20 protein-coding genes and 1 tRNA gene are annotated in these 18583 nt (G+C 50.2%); 17 read left to right on the plus strand and 4 right to left on the minus strand.

The window, feature by feature from the left end:
- Nucleotides 1-177 precede the first annotated feature (177 nt).
- Nucleotides 178-792 carry a hypothetical protein gene (locus ABDZ76_RS12605; RefSeq protein WP_343806040.1) on the plus strand — a complete coding sequence of 205 codons (615 nt, stop codon included), beginning with the start codon at nucleotides 178-180 and terminating at the stop codon, nucleotides 790-792.
- 105 nt (nucleotides 793-897) lie between these two features.
- Here ABDZ76_RS12605 and ABDZ76_RS12610 read toward each other — a convergent pair.
- Nucleotides 898-987, minus strand: a tRNA-Ser gene (locus ABDZ76_RS12610).
- A 335-nt stretch (nucleotides 988-1322) separates the two neighbouring features.
- Here ABDZ76_RS12610 and rplU point away from each other — a divergent pair.
- The 8 genes from rplU to ABDZ76_RS12650 all read left to right on the plus strand — a co-directional run bounded on the left by rplU (nucleotide 1323) and on the right by ABDZ76_RS12650 (nucleotide 7702).
- Nucleotides 1323-1691 carry a 50S ribosomal protein L21 gene (gene rplU, locus ABDZ76_RS12615; RefSeq protein ID WP_184222627.1) on the plus strand — a complete coding sequence of 123 codons (369 nt, stop codon included), beginning with the start codon at nucleotides 1323-1325 and terminating at the stop codon, nucleotides 1689-1691.
- 24 nt (nucleotides 1692-1715) lie between these two features.
- Complete coding sequence (rpmA, locus tag ABDZ76_RS12620) at nucleotides 1716-1985, plus strand: 50S ribosomal protein L27 (RefSeq protein ID WP_343806043.1); 270 nt, start codon at nucleotides 1716-1718, stop codon at nucleotides 1983-1985.
- A 123-nt stretch (nucleotides 1986-2108) separates the two neighbouring features.
- Complete coding sequence (locus tag ABDZ76_RS12625) at nucleotides 2109-2744, plus strand: GNAT family N-acetyltransferase (RefSeq protein WP_374844629.1); 636 nt, start codon at nucleotides 2109-2111, stop codon at nucleotides 2742-2744.
- A gap of 85 nt (nucleotides 2745-2829) precedes the next feature.
- Nucleotides 2830-3411, plus strand: a complete 582-nt coding sequence (locus tag ABDZ76_RS12630; RefSeq protein ID WP_343806045.1) for a GNAT family N-acetyltransferase — start codon at nucleotides 2830-2832, stop codon at nucleotides 3409-3411.
- 90 nt (nucleotides 3412-3501) lie between these two features.
- Nucleotides 3502-4530: a GTPase ObgE gene (obgE, locus tag ABDZ76_RS12635; protein ID WP_343806047.1), complete on the plus strand. Its 1029-nt coding sequence runs from the start codon at nucleotides 3502-3504 to the stop codon at nucleotides 4528-4530.
- Nucleotides 4531-4572: 42 nt separating this feature from the next.
- Nucleotides 4573-5721 carry a glutamate 5-kinase gene (gene proB / locus ABDZ76_RS12640; RefSeq protein WP_343806049.1) on the plus strand — a complete coding sequence of 383 codons (1149 nt, stop codon included), beginning with the start codon at nucleotides 4573-4575 and terminating at the stop codon, nucleotides 5719-5721.
- 35 nt (nucleotides 5722-5756) lie between these two features.
- The gene (locus tag ABDZ76_RS12645) at nucleotides 5757-7040 is read left to right on the plus strand and encodes a glutamate-5-semialdehyde dehydrogenase (RefSeq protein WP_343806051.1); all 1284 of its coding nucleotides are present in this window, start codon (nucleotides 5757-5759) and stop codon (nucleotides 7038-7040) included.
- A gap of 14 nt (nucleotides 7041-7054) precedes the next feature.
- Nucleotides 7055-7702, plus strand: a complete 648-nt coding sequence (locus ABDZ76_RS12650; RefSeq protein WP_374844630.1) for a nicotinate-nucleotide adenylyltransferase — start codon at nucleotides 7055-7057, stop codon at nucleotides 7700-7702.
- Nucleotides 7703-7769: 67 nt separating this feature from the next.
- Here ABDZ76_RS12650 and fsa read toward each other — a convergent pair whose 3' ends face one another.
- The gene (fsa, locus tag ABDZ76_RS12655) at nucleotides 7770-8423 is read right to left on the minus strand and encodes a fructose-6-phosphate aldolase (protein ID WP_184222613.1); all 654 of its coding nucleotides are present in this window, start codon (nucleotides 8421-8423) and stop codon (nucleotides 7770-7772) included.
- A gap of 95 nt (nucleotides 8424-8518) precedes the next feature.
- Between fsa and ABDZ76_RS12660 the strand changes: the two genes are divergently transcribed.
- The 7 genes from ABDZ76_RS12660 to ABDZ76_RS12690 all read left to right on the plus strand — a co-directional run bounded on the left by ABDZ76_RS12660 (nucleotide 8519) and on the right by ABDZ76_RS12690 (nucleotide 16455).
- On the plus strand, nucleotides 8519-10738 hold the full coding sequence (locus ABDZ76_RS12660; protein ID WP_343806268.1) for a primosomal protein N': 2220 nt from the start codon (nucleotides 8519-8521) through the stop codon (nucleotides 10736-10738).
- A 74-nt stretch (nucleotides 10739-10812) separates the two neighbouring features.
- Nucleotides 10813-11202 carry an AGROH133_08824 family phage infection protein gene (locus tag ABDZ76_RS12665; protein WP_343806054.1) on the plus strand — a complete coding sequence of 130 codons (390 nt, stop codon included), beginning with the start codon at nucleotides 10813-10815 and terminating at the stop codon, nucleotides 11200-11202.
- Between the two features lie 229 nt (nucleotides 11203-11431).
- Complete coding sequence (locus ABDZ76_RS12670) at nucleotides 11432-11992, plus strand: F0F1 ATP synthase subunit delta (RefSeq protein ID WP_343806056.1); 561 nt, start codon at nucleotides 11432-11434, stop codon at nucleotides 11990-11992.
- Complete coding sequence (gene atpA, locus ABDZ76_RS12675) at nucleotides 11992-13521, plus strand: F0F1 ATP synthase subunit alpha (RefSeq protein WP_184222605.1); 1530 nt, start codon at nucleotides 11992-11994, stop codon at nucleotides 13519-13521. The genes ABDZ76_RS12670 and atpA overlap by 1 nt, the downstream gene beginning before the upstream one ends.
- Nucleotides 13522-13542: 21 nt before the next feature.
- Nucleotides 13543-14421 carry a F0F1 ATP synthase subunit gamma gene (locus tag ABDZ76_RS12680; protein WP_343806059.1) on the plus strand — a complete coding sequence of 293 codons (879 nt, stop codon included), beginning with the start codon at nucleotides 13543-13545 and terminating at the stop codon, nucleotides 14419-14421.
- A gap of 17 nt (nucleotides 14422-14438) precedes the next feature.
- Nucleotides 14439-15977: a F0F1 ATP synthase subunit beta gene (atpD, locus tag ABDZ76_RS12685; RefSeq protein ID WP_343806062.1), complete on the plus strand. Its 1539-nt coding sequence runs from the start codon at nucleotides 14439-14441 to the stop codon at nucleotides 15975-15977.
- Between the two features lie 70 nt (nucleotides 15978-16047).
- On the plus strand, nucleotides 16048-16455 hold the full coding sequence (locus ABDZ76_RS12690) for a F0F1 ATP synthase subunit epsilon (protein WP_343806064.1): 408 nt from the start codon (nucleotides 16048-16050) through the stop codon (nucleotides 16453-16455).
- Between the two features lie 103 nt (nucleotides 16456-16558).
- Here ABDZ76_RS12690 and ABDZ76_RS12695 read toward each other — a convergent pair whose 3' ends face one another.
- Both ABDZ76_RS12695 and ABDZ76_RS12700 read right to left on the minus strand, forming a co-directional pair.
- A complete protein-coding gene (locus ABDZ76_RS12695) occupies nucleotides 16559-16705 on the minus strand; it encodes a hypothetical protein (protein ID WP_184222597.1) in 147 nt (48 codons plus the stop codon).
- Nucleotides 16706-16949: 244 nt separating this feature from the next.
- Nucleotides 16950-17258: an ElaB/YgaM/YqjD family protein gene (locus ABDZ76_RS12700; RefSeq protein WP_343806067.1), complete on the minus strand. Its 309-nt coding sequence runs from the start codon at nucleotides 17256-17258 to the stop codon at nucleotides 16950-16952.
- A 415-nt stretch (nucleotides 17259-17673) separates the two neighbouring features.
- On the opposite strand from ABDZ76_RS12700, the gene ABDZ76_RS12705 reads away from it, so the two are divergent.
- Nucleotides 17674-18582: a branched-chain amino acid ABC transporter permease gene (locus ABDZ76_RS12705; protein WP_343806270.1), complete on the plus strand. Its 909-nt coding sequence runs from the start codon at nucleotides 17674-17676 to the stop codon at nucleotides 18580-18582.
- The last annotated feature ends 1 nt before the right edge of the window (nucleotide 18583 follow it).

The raw sequence follows: 18583 nt of genomic DNA on the forward strand, positions 1-18583 counted from the left end.
TATGGCTGATGAGTATGCGGATAAATATTATGAATGATCTCTCAATATGTGTTGAGGCTCATGCGTAGGAAGCTCTGTATGGGGTGCCAAGAATTGAATCGGTTGTTTCTAAATACGATTATTTGCAAAAATCATTATTTAAAGATTTTACAACTTTCTGCAATTTAGGCGGGGACGATGGTTTTTTCAAAAGAGCTAATTAATGAAAGTCTAGGCTGTCTTAGTCAGCAATCTATAAAGCTTGATGAACGGCAAAAGTCATACTTGGCAGGATATCCAGCGCTTTTAGCGTTATTTAAGCAACTTAACTTCGATAAATATGAAGACGTCATAGCTGGAGCGTATGCTGCCTATGGATGGATGCCGACAATTTTAAAGCGCCCACCATCAAAGGAACAAGCGCATGAGCTAAGGGAATTCATTAGATCAGCGATGGTTTCCGAAAAAAGTGTCAGTTTGACGGATTCTATATCTTGTTTGAAATCAATTAATAATTCTGTCGTCGGCACGAGTAAGTTTCTACATTTTTGTTGCCCAGATGTTTTTCCTATTTGGGACTCAAATATTGCGAATGTGTTTGGTTTACGTTCATATCATCACAATCGAGTGCAGACATATGTAGATTATGTAAGCGCCATGCGTGAATGGTGTGATGATGAATATGCTTTTCCTGCAAGCTACGTTGAGGTTTTGGTTTCTAACGGTGTCGAGAATAGTTGGACAAAAATTAGAAAGTTAGAGTTTGCGTTGTATTTGTTGGGGGCGACTGTCGGCAAGGCAATTAAAGGTTAAGCGCCTCTAACGAGCCTCTACATCTGAAACTGTTAGTGGGGAGCCTAGTTTAGTGATATTGAGATTGTATTGGTTGTAGTTAAACATATGCTTTAACTAGATATCTGGCGGAGAGAGAGGGATTTGAACCCCCGATGGAGTTGCCCCCATGCCGCATTTCGAGTGCGGTGCTTTCAACCACTCAGCCATCTCTCCGCAAATCAAGCCGCTTTACCGCTTGAAATACACAATCATTTCAGCGTCTGACGCTTTTAATATCGTGTGGCTCGCTGAATAGCGGGGAACGACGAATTAGACAAGACCTATTTTGCATAGAAAAGGTGAATTTTCTTGACTCTTGTGCAAAATACAACCTATATGCAGCTAACTTGGGCGCAGGTCTTATTGCGCCTATTGTTTTGTTTGGGAAAAATCAGACTTTTTATGATTCTGATTGCTTTCAAATTAATCTTCAAATGTCACGACTGACAAAAAGACAACCCATGTGGGCAACCCCGTGAGAGTTGGTCCGAACACCGAAAGGCAAAAAAATGTTCGCAGTCATTAAAACTGGTGGTAAGCAGTATCGCGTTGCTGCCAATGATCTGATCAAGATCGAAAAAGTTGCTGGCGAAGCCGGTGACACAGTAGAATTCACAGAAATTTTGATGGTTGGCTCCACCATTGGTGCACCAACTGTTGAAGGTGCAGTTGTAACTGCTGAAGTTGTTGAGCAGGGTCGCGCACGCAAGGTTATTGCGTTTAAGAAGCGTCGTCGTCAGAACTCGAAGCGTACACGCGGTCATCGTCAGGAACAGACTACAATTCGTATTTCTGAAATCCTCACCGGTGGCGCAAAGCCAGCTAAAGCTAAAGCAGCGCCTAAGAAGGCAGCAGCTAAAGCAGAAGCAGCTGAATAAGTAACGGATTAAAGGAGAACTCCCATGGCACACAAAAAAGCTGGCGGTTCGTCGCGTAACGGTCGCGATTCAGAATCCAAACGCCTTGGCCTGAAAAAATTCGGTGGCGAGCAGGTTGTTGCTGGCAACATCATTGCACGTCAACGTGGCACCAAATGGCATCCGGGCGTAAACGTCGGTATGGGTAAAGACCATACCCTCTTTGCACTCGTAAACGGTTCCGTGTCTTTCCGCGCGAAAGCCAACGGCCGTATGTTCGTGTCGGTTAATCCGATTGCGGAAGCTGCTGAGTAAGCCGGTACGCTCAAATATAAGCACCGGCGTCCCATCGGACCCGGTGTAAAGGCAAGCTGCCAATAGATCGAAAAGGGAAGATGGGACACCATCTTCCCTTTTTGTTTTTGGAGCTTGAAAGAAATGGTTACTGAACCACCTTTAGATGAAGAATGTTTGTCGGTTGCAGCTCGGGCTTATGCCGATAGTGAAATGACGGACTTCCCTGGCCTGGAATGTCCGACGCTGGTTACTGAACGGCTGCTGTTAAGAACGCCACATGATGAAGATGTGGATGCAATTGCCCATCTCGCCAATAATCCGCGTATTGCTGAAATGCTTACCCGTATGCCGCATCCATATGATGTGGCGGCGGCGCAAGATTTTATAAAACGCGTGCGATCTGGCGAAATGGGCAATTGCATCTACGCGATTACGCAAATGGATACCGGTGTGTTTATGGGAAGCTGCGGCATCCATCCCTCCAAACATGGGGAAGGGCTGGAAATCGGCTATTGGCTTGGCGAGCCTTATTGGGGGCAGGGCTATGCGACAGAGGCCGCACAGGCGCTGATCGATCTGGCTTTTCGTGCCACCAATATTGATGAGCTTTATATCACTTGCCGCACTATCAATGAAGGTTCGCGTAATGTGATCCGTAAATCCGGCTTTTCGTTTTTAATGTATGGAACCGACGATTCTTTATACAGCGGCACCGTCGATGTGGAGCGCTACAGCCTGCATCGGGATCGCTGGATCGAGATGCGTTATCAGGCATAAAACGCGTGTTTACTTGGTGTGACGGTATCAGCCGTCACACCATGAAAACCAACATATTCATTGATAAACAGGTTAAGTCGGGAACATGACAGAAGAAAACAAAACAACAGAAGCAGACGCATTACAGGCACAGCGCGAGCGGATTACCGTGCGCATTCTATGTCCGAATGATGTGCAAAATTATAAAGCAGTGCGTATTCATGCTTTGCAGCATTCGCCGCTAACCTTTGGCTCCAGCTATGCGGAAGAAAGCGCCTACGGCGACGAGGTTTTTGCACATCGTATCCGTCATGAAGGTGGTAATGCGGTTTATGGTGCTTTTGATGGCGATACTTTGCTGGGCACTGCTGGTGTGTTTGTACATGAGAGATCGTCGGAAAAGCACCGTGGTACATTGTGGGGCGTTTATGTTATGCCACAAGCGCGTGGTTTGGGGCTTGGCAGCATCCTGGTTGATCACGTCATTAAATATGCTGAAAAGCATGTTGTTGTGCTGGATGCCAAAGTGGTGGCAAGCAACGACTATGCCAGACAGATTTACCATGATTTGGGCTTTGAAAAATACGGGCTGGAAAAGAAGTCATTTTGCATAGAAGGTCAGTTTCAGGATCAGGAATTGATTTTTATCGACTTCAGCAGCCCGGAATGGCGCTCAAAAGACAATTAAATGGCAGTTTGCAGCATGGAATGCATGCTGCTTATTTGCACAGACGCGGTTTTGCTGTAATTGCCAGAGCCGACAGAAGAGGTATTACAGATGAAATTTCTTGATCAGGCTAAGATTTACATTCGTTCCGGCAACGGCGGCGCTGGCTCGGTATCCTTTCGCCGTGAGAAATTTCTGGAATTCGGCGGCCCTGATGGCGGCGACGGCGGTCGCGGCGGTGATGTCTGGGCAGAAGTCGTTGATGGCCTCAACACGCTGATCGACTATCGTTATATGCAGCATTTCCGCGCCAAAACCGGTATGCACGGTATGGGTCGCAATATGACCGGCGGTAAGGGTGATGACATTATCCTTAAAGTTCCGGTTGGCACCCAGATTTTCGAAGAAGATAATGAAACCCTCATTTGCGATCTGACCGAAATTGGTCAGCGCTATCGCCTTGCCAAAGGCGGTAATGGTGGTTTTGGTAATCTGCATTTCAAAACCTCGACCAATCAGGCACCACGCCGTGCCAATCCGGGTCAGGATGGTTTGGAGCGCACCATCTGGCTGCGTTTGAAACTGATTGCGGATGCTGGTCTTGTTGGTCTGCCAAATGCCGGTAAATCAACTTTTCTGGCAAGTGTTACCGCTGCCAAGCCTAAAATTGCCGATTATCCGTTCACCACTCTGCATCCGAACTTAGGCGTTGCCCGTGTGGATGCGCGTGAATTTGTTATTGCGGATATTCCGGGTCTGATTGAAGGGGCGAGTGAAGGCATTGGCCTTGGTGATCGCTTCTTAGGCCATGTTGAGCGCACCCGCGTTTTGCTGCATCTGGTTTCTGCACAGGAAGAAAATGTCGCTAAAGCTTACACCACCATCCGCAATGAGCTGGAAGCTTATGGCGGCGGCTTGGATGAGAAGCTGGAAATTGTGGCACTTTCACAGATCGACACGCTTGATCCGGAAATCCGTCAGCAAAAAGCGGCTGAGCTTCAAAAAGTGTGCGGCAGAGTGCCCATGCAGATTTCTGCGGTCAGCCGCGAAGGCATTGAAGGTGTCTTGCGCCAACTGATCAGCATTGTCGAAACCAGCCGCAAGGCTGAAAAAGGTATTGTCGAAGACGACGACCTATAAAAACCCAAAACATATAAGAGCCAAAAAACATAAGAGAATGACATGGGCGGGAATGGCGAGAAGGGTCTGGCGGCTCTCAATCAATATAAGCGGATTGTTGTAAAAATCGGTTCTGCTTTATTGGTTGATCGGGCGACCGGTTTGAAGCGCGAGTGGCTGGATAGTCTGGGGCAGGATATCGCCGCTTTATCAGCGCAAGGGGTTGAGGTTCTGGTGGTGTCTTCTGGTGCGATTGCATTGGGGCGCACTATTTTGAAACTGCCCAAAAAGGCGCTGAAGCTGGAAGAAAGTCAGGCAGCCGCTGCTGCCGGTCAGATTGCTCTTGCTAAAGCCTATGCCGATGTGCTGGGCGCGCATGATATTCAGGCGGGTCAGGTTCTGCTCACGCTCTCTGACACAGAAGAGCGTCGCCGCTATCTGAATGCGCGCGCTACCATCGAGACGCTTCTGAAGCTGAAGGCGATCCCGATCATCAACGAAAATGATACGGTTGCCACCAGTGAAATCCGCTATGGTGATAATGATCGTTTGGCGGCACGTGTTGCAACGATGATTGGTGCGGATCTTCTGATCCTGCTTTCTGATATTGATGGTCTTTATTCGGCTCCGCCACACAAAGACCCGAATGCGGAATTTTTGCCGCTTATTGAAAATATCACCCCTGAAATTGAAGCCATGGCAGGGGCTGCGGCTTCTGAATTGTCGCGTGGCGGCATGAAGACGAAGCTTGATGCCGGCAAGATTGCCAATGCTGCCGGTACGGCGATGATTATCACTTCCGGTGCGCGGCTTAATCCGCTGGCAGCAATTGATCGCGGTGAACGTGCCAGTCTGTTCAAGCCGTCTTTGCAACCGGTTAATGCCTGGAAAACATGGATTTCCGGTAATCTGGAACCGGCTGGCCGTCTTTATGTTGATGCCGGTGCTGCGGCTGCACTTAAAAAGGGTAAGTCTTTGTTGCCTGCCGGTGTCACCCGCGTGGAAGGCCAATTCCAGCGTGGCGATACGGTTGCTGTGATGAATGATGGCGGTATTGAAATTGCCCGCGGTCTGATTGCCTATGATGTGCATGACGCGCTTTTGGTGGCAGGCCATAAAAGTGATGAGATCAGTGCGTTGTTGGGCTATGATGGCCGTGCAGCGATGGTGCATCGCAATGATCTGGTGGTGCGTGGGAGCAAATCTGCCTGAGTTGAGAAAAGGCAGACTAAAAGAGGGCTATGGGAATGCTTGATAAAGTCGGGGCTGATATGACAGTTGCACAGGTGATGGCAGAGATTGGTAAGCGCGCACGAGCCGCTGCTGCCCCATTAAGCATCGCTCCGGCAGAGCAGAAGAACAAAGCCCTGTTGGCGATGGCCGACTCAATCATTGCACAAAGTGCAGCGATTTTAGAAGCGAACAAAATTGATGTCGCCAATGCGGAAAGCGCTGGTACTGCCGCTTCTTTCATTGATCGTCTGAAACTTGATGAAGGCCGCTTGAACGGCATTGCCGATGCCATTCGCGCTATTGCCGGTTTGAAAGATCCGGTTGGTGATGTGATTGCTGCGTGGGATCGCCCGAACGGTTTGAACATTGAACGCGTTCGCACCCCGCTTGGGGTGATCGGCGTGATTTATGAAAGCCGCCCGAATGTAACCGCTGATGCAGGGGCGTTATGCCTTAAAGCCGGTAATGCGGTTGTTTTGCGTGGTGGTTCAGATTCAGCCCATTCATCGCGCGCTATTCATGCAGCTCTTGTAAGCGGCTTGGAAAGTGCCGGCCTGCCACGCGATGCTATTCAGATTGTGCCGACCACAGATCGTGCTGCCGTTGGTGAAATGCTGAAAGGCCTGAATGGCAATATTGATGTGATTGTGCCGCGTGGTGGCAAAAGCTTGGTAGAGCGCGTGCAAAATGAAGCGCGTGTGCCGGTTTTTGCTCATCTTGAAGGCATCTGCCATGTGTATATTGATGCCTCTGCCGAACTGGATATGGCGGTTAATGTGGTTGTGAACGCCAAAATGCGCCGCACCGGTATTTGCGGCGCGGCAGAAACTTTGCTGGTTGACCGTAAAGTGGCAGACAGCCATCTGGTGCCAATCTTAGAAGCCTTGAGCGCTAAGGGATGTGAAATCCGCGGTGATGCTGATGTGGTTGCCCGCTTTGCAAATGCCAAGTCTGCGAGTGATGCCGATTGGTCAACCGAATATCTGGATGCGATTCTTTCGGTGAAGCTTGTTGATGGTGTGGGGGATGCGATTGGCCATATCGGGCAATATTCATCCCATCACACTGAAGCAATTATTGCGCAGGACGAGAAAGCCGTTGAGCGTTTCTTTAATGAGATCGATTCAGCCATTCTTGTGCATAATGCCTCGACCCAATTTGCCGATGGCGGCGAGTTTGGCATGGGCGGCGAAATCGGCATTGCCACGGGCAAAATGCATGCGCGCGGGCCGGTGGGTGTTGAGCAGCTAACCTCGTTTAAATATCGCGTCCACGGCAACGGCCAGACGCGAGCTTAACGGCTAAGTCCCCGATGGTGAACGCCTCCGGATTTTCCACGCTGAAAGAACTTTATCCTGATGTGAGCCTGTGTGATTTGCGCATGCCGCATGTGGAAAAGGGCATGAGCGTGGGATTATTCGGCGGTTCGTTCAATCCACCGCATGCCGGACATGTGCTGGTCGCGGAAATTGCATTGCGTCGCTTAAAGCTTGATCAGCTCTGGTGGATGGTGACGCCCGGAAGCCCGCTTAAAAATGCGCGTGATTTGGCACCGTTAAAAGATCGCTTGCGTGCGAGTCGTCAATTGGCCCGTGATCCGCGCATAAAAATAACCGCATTAGAGGCGGCGCATAAAGTGCGCTTTACCGCCGACACATTGGCGCTGATTAAAGCCGCCAATCCGCATGTCAATTTTGTCTGGATTATGGGGGCGGATAATCTGGGGCAGTTTCACCGCTGGGATCGCTGGCGTCAGATTGCTGATCAGTTTCCAATCGCTGTGATTGATCGCCCCAATGCGAGCCTCACATCACTGACATCGCGGATGGCACAAACTTATGCGCCTTTCCGGTTGAATGAACGGGATGCAGCAAGCCTTGCCAAACGCCCCGCACCCGCATGGGTGTTTTTACACGGGCCCCGTTCCAGACTTTCTTCCACAACTTTACGTGAGCAATAAAAAACCGGCACAGTTGGTCTGCGCCGGTATTTTTATTGCAGTCGCTTAAAAGCTAAAGCAAAGGCTATTAAGCGATCGACTGGCCGGTTTTTGCCCAGTCAGCCAGAAATGTTTCCAGGCCTTTGTCGGTCAGCGGATGCTTGACCAGAGCTTTCAGGGTTGCTGGTGGTGCAGTGACCACGTCAGCGCCGATGAGAGCTGCTTCTTTAACGTGGTTTACGGTGCGAACCGATGCCGCCAGAATTTGGGTGTTGAAATCATAATTGTCGAAGATCGAACGGATTTCAGCAATCAGTTCCATACCGTTGAGGCCGATATCATCAATACGGCCGATGAACGGGGAAACATAAGTGGCACCGGCCTTTGCAGCCAGCAGCGCCTGATTGGCGGAGAAGCAAAGGGTCACGTTGGTCTGGTGGCCGTCTGAAGTCAGCGCCTTACAAGCTTTCAAACCATCAAGGGTCAGCGGCAGCTTGATGCAGATATTGTCTGCGATCTTAGCAATAACAGCTGCTTCTTTCATGATGGTTGCATAGTCGGTTGCTGCAACTTCAGCTGAAACCGGACCATCAACAATGCTGCAGATTTCTTTGGTGACTTCAAGAATATCGCGGCCTGATTTAAGAATCAGCGACGGGTTGGTTGTAACACCGTCAACCAGACCTAAATCATTCAGTTCACGGATATCATTGACATCGGCGGTATCTACGAAGAATTTCATAACAGGTTTCCTTCATCCGGATGGGAGCTTTTATAAGCATATTGCGCAAAGGTGACTTTTCTTTAACGCAAAGCCGCGCCAAGGTCACGCTCATGATGCAAGATTCGTTTTTTTCTCCAGACCAAGGCCAAGATCAGGCACCGCACAAGCAGGCTAGGATCGTGCCGGTGCTGGTGCCTTTGCCGTCTGAACGGCCTTATTCCTATTTGGTTCCCGATGGCATGTCGGTGCAGCCGGGCTCTGTGGTGCGTGTGCCGCTGGGGCCAAGACTGGTGCCTGGCATTGTTGTTGACGGCGCAGTGGACAAGGTTGATCCGAAAAAACTGAAAAGCATCGCTGAGGTTTTTGACTGCCCATTGATCCATCCTGACATCATCAAATTTATGCTGTGGGCCGCTGATTATACGCTGTCACCTCCGGGCATGGTGGCGCGGATGATTTTGCGCGTTCCGACTGCCTTTGATCCGGAACCGCCGATTGCGGGCTTGCGTTATACAGGCGGTGAGCCGGAACGCTTAACCTCAGCGCGTTTAAGGGTGCTGGAACATGCGGGCAATGGCTTGGCATGGACACGCACCGGCCTTGCCCATGTGGCTGGCGTTTCCGCAACGGTTATTGATGGTTTGAAGGCGCAAGGGCTGTTTGAGGATGTTTTCATTCCGGCTCCGCCTGTTGTAGCGCCGCCTGATACTAATTTTGCCCGTGCCTCGCTTTCCGAAGATCAGCGTGATGCAGCTGACAGACTGGTGGAAGCGATTGATGCTAAACGCTTTTCTGTCTCTCTGATCGACGGTGTGACGGGCTCGGGTAAAACGGAAGTTTATTTTGAGGCGGTGGCACGCGCCTTGGAGCAGGGGCGGCAAGTGCTGATCCTGCTGCCGGAAATTGCGCTGACACAGCAGTTTCTGGATCGCTTCCATGACCGATTCGGCTCGAAACCTGCCGAATGGCACTCAGACCTTGCGCCGCGCAGCCGTGAGCGTGTGTGGCGGCAAGTGGCAGAAGGCACAGTGAAGATTGTCGCCGGTGCGCGTTCAGCGCTGTTTTTGCCGTTTCAGGATTTGGGCCTGATCGTTGTCGATGAAGAACATGATCCGGCCTATAAACAGGAAGACCGCGTTTTTTATAATGCGCGGGATATGGCGGTGGTGCGCGGCCATATTGGCGGCTTTCCGGTGGTGCTTGCCTCTGCAACACCGTCGATTGAAAGTCAGGTGAATGCCGATCAGGGGCGTTATACGCGAATCAAACTCTATAGCCGTTATGCGGATGCGGCTCTGCCGACGCTTAAAACCATCGACATGCGGCGTTCACCGCCGCCACCCGGTCGCTTTTTGTCGCCTGCTTTAACGGAAGTGATGGGCAAAACCATTGAACGTGGCGAGCAGGCGCTGCTTTTCCTTAATCGTCGTGGTTATGCGCCTCTGACATTATGTCGCGTCTGCGGTCATCGCTTCCAATGCCCGAGCTGTTCAAGCTGGCTGGTCGAGCACCGCTTCCGCGGCCAGTTGATGTGCCACCAGTGCGGCTATCATGAGCCGGTGCCGGAAGCTTGTCCGGAATGCGGTACGCTTGACCATCTGGTCGCTTGCGGTCCGGGTGTGGAGCGCATTGCTGAAGAGGCCGAAGCGCTCTTTCCGAAAGCGCGAATCATTGTGCTTTCTTCCGATATGGCAGGGGGCGTTAAACGCTTACGGTTAGAGCTGGAGGCAATTTCCAAGGGCGAAGCCGATATTGTGATCGGCACGCAATTGGTCGCTAAGGGGCATAACTTCCCCAATATGACGCTTGTGGGCGTGGTGGATGCCGATCTGGGGCTTGCCAATGGGGATCCGCGCGCGGCTGAACGCACCTTCCAATTGCTTAATCAGGTGACAGGGCGTGCAGGGCGAACGGGTAAGAAAAGTCTCGGACTTTTGCAGACTTATCAACCGGATCATCCGGTGATGCAGGCAATAATCAGTGGAGATGTGGAAGCTTTTTACGAGCGCGAGATTGATGAACGTGAACGAAATGGTCTGCCGCCGTTTGGTCGTTTGGCTTCATTGATTATTTCTGGCGAGAACCGTGTGGAAGCAGAGAATCACGCGCGCGCTTTAAGGCGTGCTGCGCCGCATTCGTCTGAATTGTCTGTTATGGGGCCGGCTGAAGCGCCTTTGGCCTTTGTGCGTGGCCGTTATCGCTATCGTTTGTTGATCCATGGCAGCAAGCGTGCCGACATTCAGGCCTATATGAGGGCATTGCTAGAAAGAGCGCCAAAGATTAAAGGAAACCTGCGGGTGCAGGTCGATATTGATCCGCAGAGTTTTTTATAAAGTATCGGACAGTAACAATCAGCTTTTCGATGCTACTTTATGCTTATTGAGAAAAGTCAGACAGGGATATCAAAATGGAGTTCTATCTGCCGTCAAGTAACGGGGAATGGATGGCATGGACAAGTGCCCTCATTACCTCATTATTCGGGCTGGTAATGTTTTTTGCGCCCGCCTTTACGCTGAAATTACTGCGTCTGGATTTGTCGGGTGGCCGTAAGGAGGGCTTGGCAACAATCCGGTCAACGATGGCCGGGTTTTATTTAGGGGTAGGACTTGGCTGTTTAATCTTCGCACAGCCGTTTTTATGGCTTGTAATCGGCGCCGCTTGGGGCTTTACATTATTTGGTCGTTTTATTTCAATTATGTCGGACAAAACCAGTTCAATCTATAATTGGAGTTTTGCGATTCTAGAGTTTTTCTTGGCTGCCGGACCGCTGCTTTTTGCCTTCGGTTTGGTGCAATAAAGGTAGTTTGTAAGCATTGAGCTGCAAAATATACCAAAATTGCTGCCAAGGTTATAGAAAAGTGGGGTATTCGCGTGTTGCGAGTCCCGCTGGTCTATGCTAGACGGCATTCAAAATTCAGTGCGGCTACTTATGTAGTCAAAGGTTTCTCCGGAAACATTCAATCAGATCGTAATTTGGCTAAACAAAAAGCCAAAATTATGATTGCAACGTAGAGAGCTGGTATTTCGTGACAGAAACGTCTTCGCTCATTTCAGGTGTCGCTCAGCGTTATGCAGGATCGTTATTCGATTTGGCACTCGACACCAATTCCGTTGCCGCTGTGGAAAAAGATCTTGGTCGCTTTGAAGCACTTCTGGAAGGAAGTGAAGATCTGCGCCGTTTGATTAACAGTCCGGTATTTACCTCTGAAGATCAGCTGCGCGCTATTTCCAATGTCGCCGATAAGGCAGGCATCAAGGGGCTGGTCGGAAATCTGTTGCGTGTTGTGGCACGCAATCGTCGTTTATTCGTGATGCCGGGCATTATTGCAGCTTTCCGCAATATTGCTGCTGAGCATCGCGGTGAAGTTTCTGCTGATGTTGTGTCTGCTTACGAGCTGACCACCGCACAGCAAAATGAATTGAAGGCAACGCTGAAGAGTGTTGCCGGCAAGGACGTGGCAATCAATGTCACTGTCGATCCGTCGATTCTCGGCGGGCTTATCGTCAAGATGGGTTCGCGCCAGATTGACACTTCTCTTCGCACTAAACTATCTTCTCTCAAGCTTGCACTGAAAGAGGTCGGCTGATGGACATCCGCGCCGCGGAAATTTCCGCAATCCTGAAAGAGCAAATCAAGAACTTTGGCAAGGAGGCTGAGGTCTCCGAAGTCGGTCAGGTTCTGTCCGTCGGTGACGGTATTGCACGCGTCTACGGTCTGGACAATGTTCAGGCCGGTGAAATGGTCGAATTCCCTGGTGGCATTCGCGGCATGGCGCTCAACCTTGAAAGCGACAATGTCGGTGTTGTTATCTTCGGATCCGACCGTGACATCAAGGAAGGCGATACTGTTAAGCGTACGGGCGCGATCGTTGACGTACCGGTTGGTCCGGGTCTTCTTGGTCGTGTTGTTGACGCTCTTGGTAATCCAATCGATGGTAAAGGTCCGATTGTTGCGACCGAACGCCGTCGTGTTGACGTTAAAGCTCCTGGTATCATCCCGCGTAAGTCGGTGCATGAGCCAATGTCGACCGGTCTGAAGGCGATTGACGCCCTTATCCCTGTTGGTCGTGGTCAGCGCGAGCTGGTCATTGGTGACCGTCAGACAGGTAAAACCGCTATCATTCTCGACAGCTTCCTTAACCAGAAGCCGATCCATGATAATGGTCCGGACAAAGATAAACTGTTCTGCATTTACGTAGCTGTTGGTCAGAAGCGTTCAACTGTTGCCCAGTTTGTTAAAGTTCTCGAAGAACGCGGCGCACTGGAATATTCGGTTGTGATCGCAGCGACTGCTTCTGATCCTGCACCGATGCAGTTCCTTGCACCATTTGCAGGTTGCGCTATCGGTGAATATTTCCGTGACAACGGCCAGCACGCTCTGATCGGTTATGATGACCTTTCCAAGCAGGCTGTTGCTTACCGTCAGATGTCCCTGTTGCTGCGTCGTCCTCCGGGCCGTGAAGCATATCCTGGTGACGTTTTCTATCTGCACTCACGTCTGCTTGAGCGCGCTGCAAAGCTGAATGATGAAAACGGTGCCGGTTCTTTGACTGCTCTGCCAGTTATTGAAACACAGGGTAACGACGTTTCTGCCTTTATTCCGACCAACGTGATTTCGATTACTGATGGTCAGATCTTCTTGGAAACGAACCTGTTCTACCAGGGTATCCGTCCTGCTGTGAACGTAGGTCTGTCTGTTTCCCGCGTTGGTTCTGCGGCCCAGGTCAAAGCGATGAAACAGGTTGCCGGCTCCATTAAAGGTGAGCTCGCACAGTACCGCGAAATGGCAGCATTCGCCCAGTTCGGTTCCGATCTTGATGCTGCAACCCAGCGTCTTTTGAACCGTGGTGCACGTCTGACCGAACTTCTGAAGCAGCCGCAGTTCTCGCCGCTGAAAACAGAAGAACAGGTTGCAGTGATTTATGCCGGTGTTAACGGCTATCTCGATGCAATTGCTGTTAATCAGGTTGGCAAATTCGAACAGGGTCTTCTGTCCTCACTGCGCACCGAGCACAAAGATGTGCTTGAAGCGATCCGTGATGAGAAAGCTCTTACCGATGACATCAAGGCAAAGCTCAAGGCAGCGGTTGACGCTTACGCCAAGTCCTTTGCTTGAACTTTGTGACGGGATGAACGGATGCCTTCACTAAAGGATCTGAGAAACCGTATCGCCTCGGTCAAGGCGACGCAGAAAATTACCAAAGCGATGCAAATGGTCGCTGCGGCTAAACTGCGCCGTGCCCAGGAAGCAGCGGAAGCAGCCCGCCCTTACTCACAGCGTATGAGTGCCGTTTTGGCAAACATTGCTGAGAATGTAAGCGGTGATGATGCTCCGCAGCTGATGACCGGAACCGGAAAGGACGACGTGCATTTGCTCGTCGTCGCTACGGCGGAACGAGGCCTTTGCGGTGGCTTTAACTCACAGATCGCACGTCATGCGCGCGATCATGCAAGAAAGCTCCTTAGCCAGGGCAAAACGGTCAAGATTTTGACAGTGGGTAAAAAAGGCGCGGATATTCTGCGTCGTGAATTTGCTGCCAACATTATCGACCATGTCAATCTGCGCGAAGTCAAACAGCTTGCTTTCATCCATGCGGACGATATCGGCCACAAGGTCATCAAGCTGTTTGAAGAAGGTGCGTTTGACGTTTGCACACTGTTCTATTCTGAATTCAAGTCGGTCATCGCTCAGGTGCCAACTGCATTGCAGCTCATTCCGGCCTCTGCGCCGCAGAGCAGCGAAGCGACCGGTTCCGATGGCGCGATTTATGAATACGAACCTGATCCTGCGGCTATCCTCAGCACGCTGATCCCGCGTAATATTTCGGTCCAGATTTTCCGTGCATTGCTGGAAAATGTGGCGGGCGAAATGGGCGCGAAGATGAGTGCTATGGATAATGCGACGCGTAATGCCGGTGATATGATCAACAAATTGTCGATCACATATAACCGTCAGCGTCAGGCCCAGATCACTAAGGAACTGATCGAAATCATTTCGGGCGCGGAAGCGCTCTAATCGGAAGGTAAGGATCGATGGCTAAAGCAGCGACCCCGAAAACTACCGCCGCAGCAAAGGCGGCGCCGGAAGATAAGGCGGCCAAGGCTCCGGCTAAGGCTTCTGCCAAGTCTACCGCAACGAAAGCAGCCGCCACTGGTGCTGTCGGACGTATCAAGCAGGTGATTGGTGCGGTTGTTGACGTTCAGTTCGAAGATGGTCAGCTGCCGCTGATTCTCAACGCGCTGGAAACAGATAACCTCGGTGCCCGTCTCGTGCTTGAAGTTGCACAGCACTTGGGCGAAAACACTGTTCGTACCATTGCGATGGACTCGACAGAAGGTCTCGTCCGCGGACAGCAGGTAACCGACACCGGTGCACCTATTATGGTTCCGGTTGGTGAAGAAACACTCGGCCGTATCATGAACGTGATCGGTGAGCCTGTTGACGAAGCCGGCCCGATTAAAACAGTTGCACGTCGTGCAATTCACCAGGAAGCGCCTGAATATATCGAACAGTCGACAGAATCCGAGATTCTCGTCACCGGTATTAAGGTTGTTGACCTGTTGGCGCCATACGCCAAGGGTGGTAAAATTGGTCTCTTCGGTGGTGCCGGCGTTGGTAAAACCGTTCTGATCATGGAATTGATCAACAACGTGGCTAAAGCCCACGGTGGTTACTCTGTATTCGCTGGTGTTGGTGAGCGTACCCGTGAAGGGAACGACCTTTACCACGAAATGATCGAATCCGGCGTGAACAAGATGGGTGGCGGTGAAGGTTCCAAAGCTGCACTCGTTTACGGTCAGATGAACGAACCACCGGGTGCTCGTGCACGTGTTGCTCTCTCCGGTTTGACAATTGCGGAAAACTTCCGTGATGAAGGTCAGGACGTTCTGTTCTTCGTGGACAACATCTTCCGCTTCACACAGGCTGGTTCCGAAGTGTCGGCGCTGTTGGGTCGTATTCCTTCTGCTGTTGGTTATCAGCCAACACTGGCAACTGACATGGGTCAGATGCAGGAACGCATTACCACAACAACCAAGGGTTCGATTACCTCCGTTCAGGCGATTTACGTCCCTGCGGATGACTTGACCGACCCTGCACCGGCAACATCCTTTGCGCATTTGGATGCAACGACCGTTCTTAACCGTTCGATCGCTGAAAAGGGTATTTACCCTGCTGTTGATCCGCTCGATTCAACTTCCCGTATGCTTGACCCAATGATCGTTGGTGAAGAGCATTATGAAGTTGCTCGTCAGGTTCAGTCCATCCTGCAGCGCTACAAGTCCCTTCAGGACATCATCGCCATTCTTGGTATGGATGAATTGTCTGAAGAAGATAAGCTGACCGTTGCGCGCGCTCGTAAGATCGAACGCTTCCTCAGCCAGCCATTCTTCGTGGCTGAAATCTTCACCGGTTCTCCTGGTAAGCTGGTTGATCTTGCTGACACCATCAAAGGCTTTAAAGGCCTTTGCGCAGGTGATTACGATCACCTCCCAGAACCTGCTTTCTATATGGTCGGATCTATTGAAGAAGCGATCGAAAAAGCAGAGCGTATGGCAGCAGAAGCAGCCTAATAAGTTGAAGTCCCGGCAGGTAGCGACCTGCTGGGACTTCCAGTCTGTTTAGCAATCTGAGTGAGAACCCATGTCTGTAGCTTTCCAATTCGAACTGGTGTCGCCTGAGCGACTTCTGCTTTCGACGCAGGTAACGGAAGTCGTCATTCCGGGCAGCGAAGGCTATTTGACCGCGCTTGCCGGACATTCACCGTTGATGACAACAATCATGCCAGGCATTGTCAGTGTTAAAACACCTGATGGCAAAGCTGATTCATATGTTGTTTATGGTGGTTTTGCTGATATTTCGCCAAATGGCTGTTCTATCTTGGCAGAATCTGCAACGCATATTGACGAATTGGATCGTTCCGATTTGCAGCGTCGCATTGATGAAGCGCGTCATTCCTTTGACAACAGTGACAATCATGAACACCGTACCAAGCTGGAAGCCTTCTTGCACCAGCTGATGACTTTGCAGGGCGCAATTCTGCCAGCATAAGTTCGGTTTCTTGATCTGAAGAGTTTTAAAACGGGCGCAAGCCCGTTTTTTTATTGTCTGAATTGGGAGGAAAGGCGAAAGGGGGAGCGGCGCTCTTTAACAGTTAGTTTTGTTCAACAGAAACACCGTTTTCGTTGATTTTAAGTTCAACGCCGGATGGCTTGGTTTCTTGTTGGTAGGTGTAAATACTGAAGCCGATAATAATGACGATGAGGGCGCCAAGCAGAAGATAAAGCGTGTTGCGGTTCATGTTTTTCTCTCGTGTGAATGGGGGCAAGCAGGTGAAAGATATTTTCAACGTTAGAGAATTTGACTGATCAAAACACGATCAGTCAGTTGGTATTAACGACCGGCAAGCTCAATCTTTGTGCTTTAAAAATTATAGAGAGGGTGAGTTATCTGGGGGCAAGGGACAGCTCACCCTCTCTTGCAACCGGTGATCACTCATTCAGCGCTCACCGGCAAATTTAAACGGTACATTTAAAAGGCTTGCTTTATTTGCGAGCAATCAAACCGACCAGCAGACTGATACCGGCAACAACAGCAAGGGTTGCAATCGGATTTTCCCGTGCAGTTTCTTTGACGATGCGGGCTTGCTGCGAAACTTTATCTGCTGCCTGTGCGCCACGCTCACGCACAACATCATAAAATTCTGATGCTGTATCTTCAGCTGTAGCGGCAAGGTTTGAGCCCTTCTTTGAAAGTGATTTAGTCAAAGAAGCGATTTCTTTGCGCATTTCTGTGATCTGCGCTTCTAATGCATCGCGTACTTCTACTGCGGTTTTATCCGTTGATGATGCCATGTCTAACTCCTTAAAACCTAAATTTACGCATCGCATTAAATCTTCAAAATTCTTTAATGCTGTGAAATGGAAACGTGTCAGCTCAGGAATAGTTCCAAGCAGGTGTAGAAAATTTTTCTAAAATGAATTTTCAGCGACTCAATTGTTTAAATTTTTTAAAAACCGGCTCTTTTTGAAAAGGTGAAATGAAAGTGGAAGTACAATTATTGCGGGTATTAAAAGCAGGAAAACAGCCTTTAGTATCAATTATCTAACCAGATTCGTGGGGAAGTGAGCAATTCTATTAGCCGAATGTCTGATATGAAAACCGCTTGCATTCCGTAATACAGCGTTTAGTTTTGGTTTTTAGGGATAACAACCAAGCCGTTCAGGGCATAATTATAACGTCCCGCATAAAATAATGGGTGGCTCTTCGATGGAATATTTCCTTCAGCAAGTGATCAATGGGCTTGCGCTCGGTTCGATCTACGGTCTGATCGCCATCGGCTATACGATGGTTTATGGCATCATCGGCATGATCAACTTTGCTCATGGTGATGTCTTCATGCTTGGCGCATTTATGGCGCTGATTGTTTTTTTGATTATCACGACATTTATCGGTGCTTTGCCTGTCGCATTGGCGCTATTGATCATGATGATTGTAGCAATGTTGCTGACTGGTCTTTGGAGCTGGGCAATTGAGCGGGTAGCATACCGTCCTTTGCGTGGTTCGTTCCGCTTGGCACCGTTGATTACAGCCATTGGTATGTCGATTGCTTTGTCAAACTTTGTGCAGGTTACGCAAGGCCCGCGCAATAAAGCGATCCCAAACCTGATTAATGGCTCTTATTCACTCTTTGGCACTGGCGTAACGATCTCTTTAAAGCAGATCGTGGTGGTTGTGGTGACAGCAGTTCTGCTGACGGCTTTCTGGTATGTGGTTAACCGCACATCGCTTGGCCGCGCACAACGTGCTTGTGAACAAGATCGCAAAATGGCGGCACTGCTCGGCATTAATGTGGATCGTGTTATTTCGCTAACATTCGTCATGGGTGCGATGCTCGCCGCGGTTGCCGGTACGCTTTATCTGTCATTCTACGGCGTTATTTCTTTCGCAGACGGCTTTACCCCTGGCGTAAAGGCATTCACCGCAGCGGTTCTTGGCGGTATCGGTTCGCTCCCTGGTGCTGTGGTTGGTGGCTTGCTCATCGGCCTTATTGAAGCGCTATGGTCGGCATATTTCTCGATCGATTATAAAGATGTCGCGGCATTCTCTATTCTTGCGATCGTGCTGATCTTTATGCCGTCGGGTATTCTTGGCCGTCCTGAAGTCGAAAAGGTGTAAT

Origin of the sequence: Paenochrobactrum glaciei (assembly GCF_039522165.1) — a bacterium.
Classification (GTDB): domain Bacteria; phylum Pseudomonadota; class Alphaproteobacteria; order Rhizobiales; family Rhizobiaceae; genus Paenochrobactrum; species Paenochrobactrum glaciei.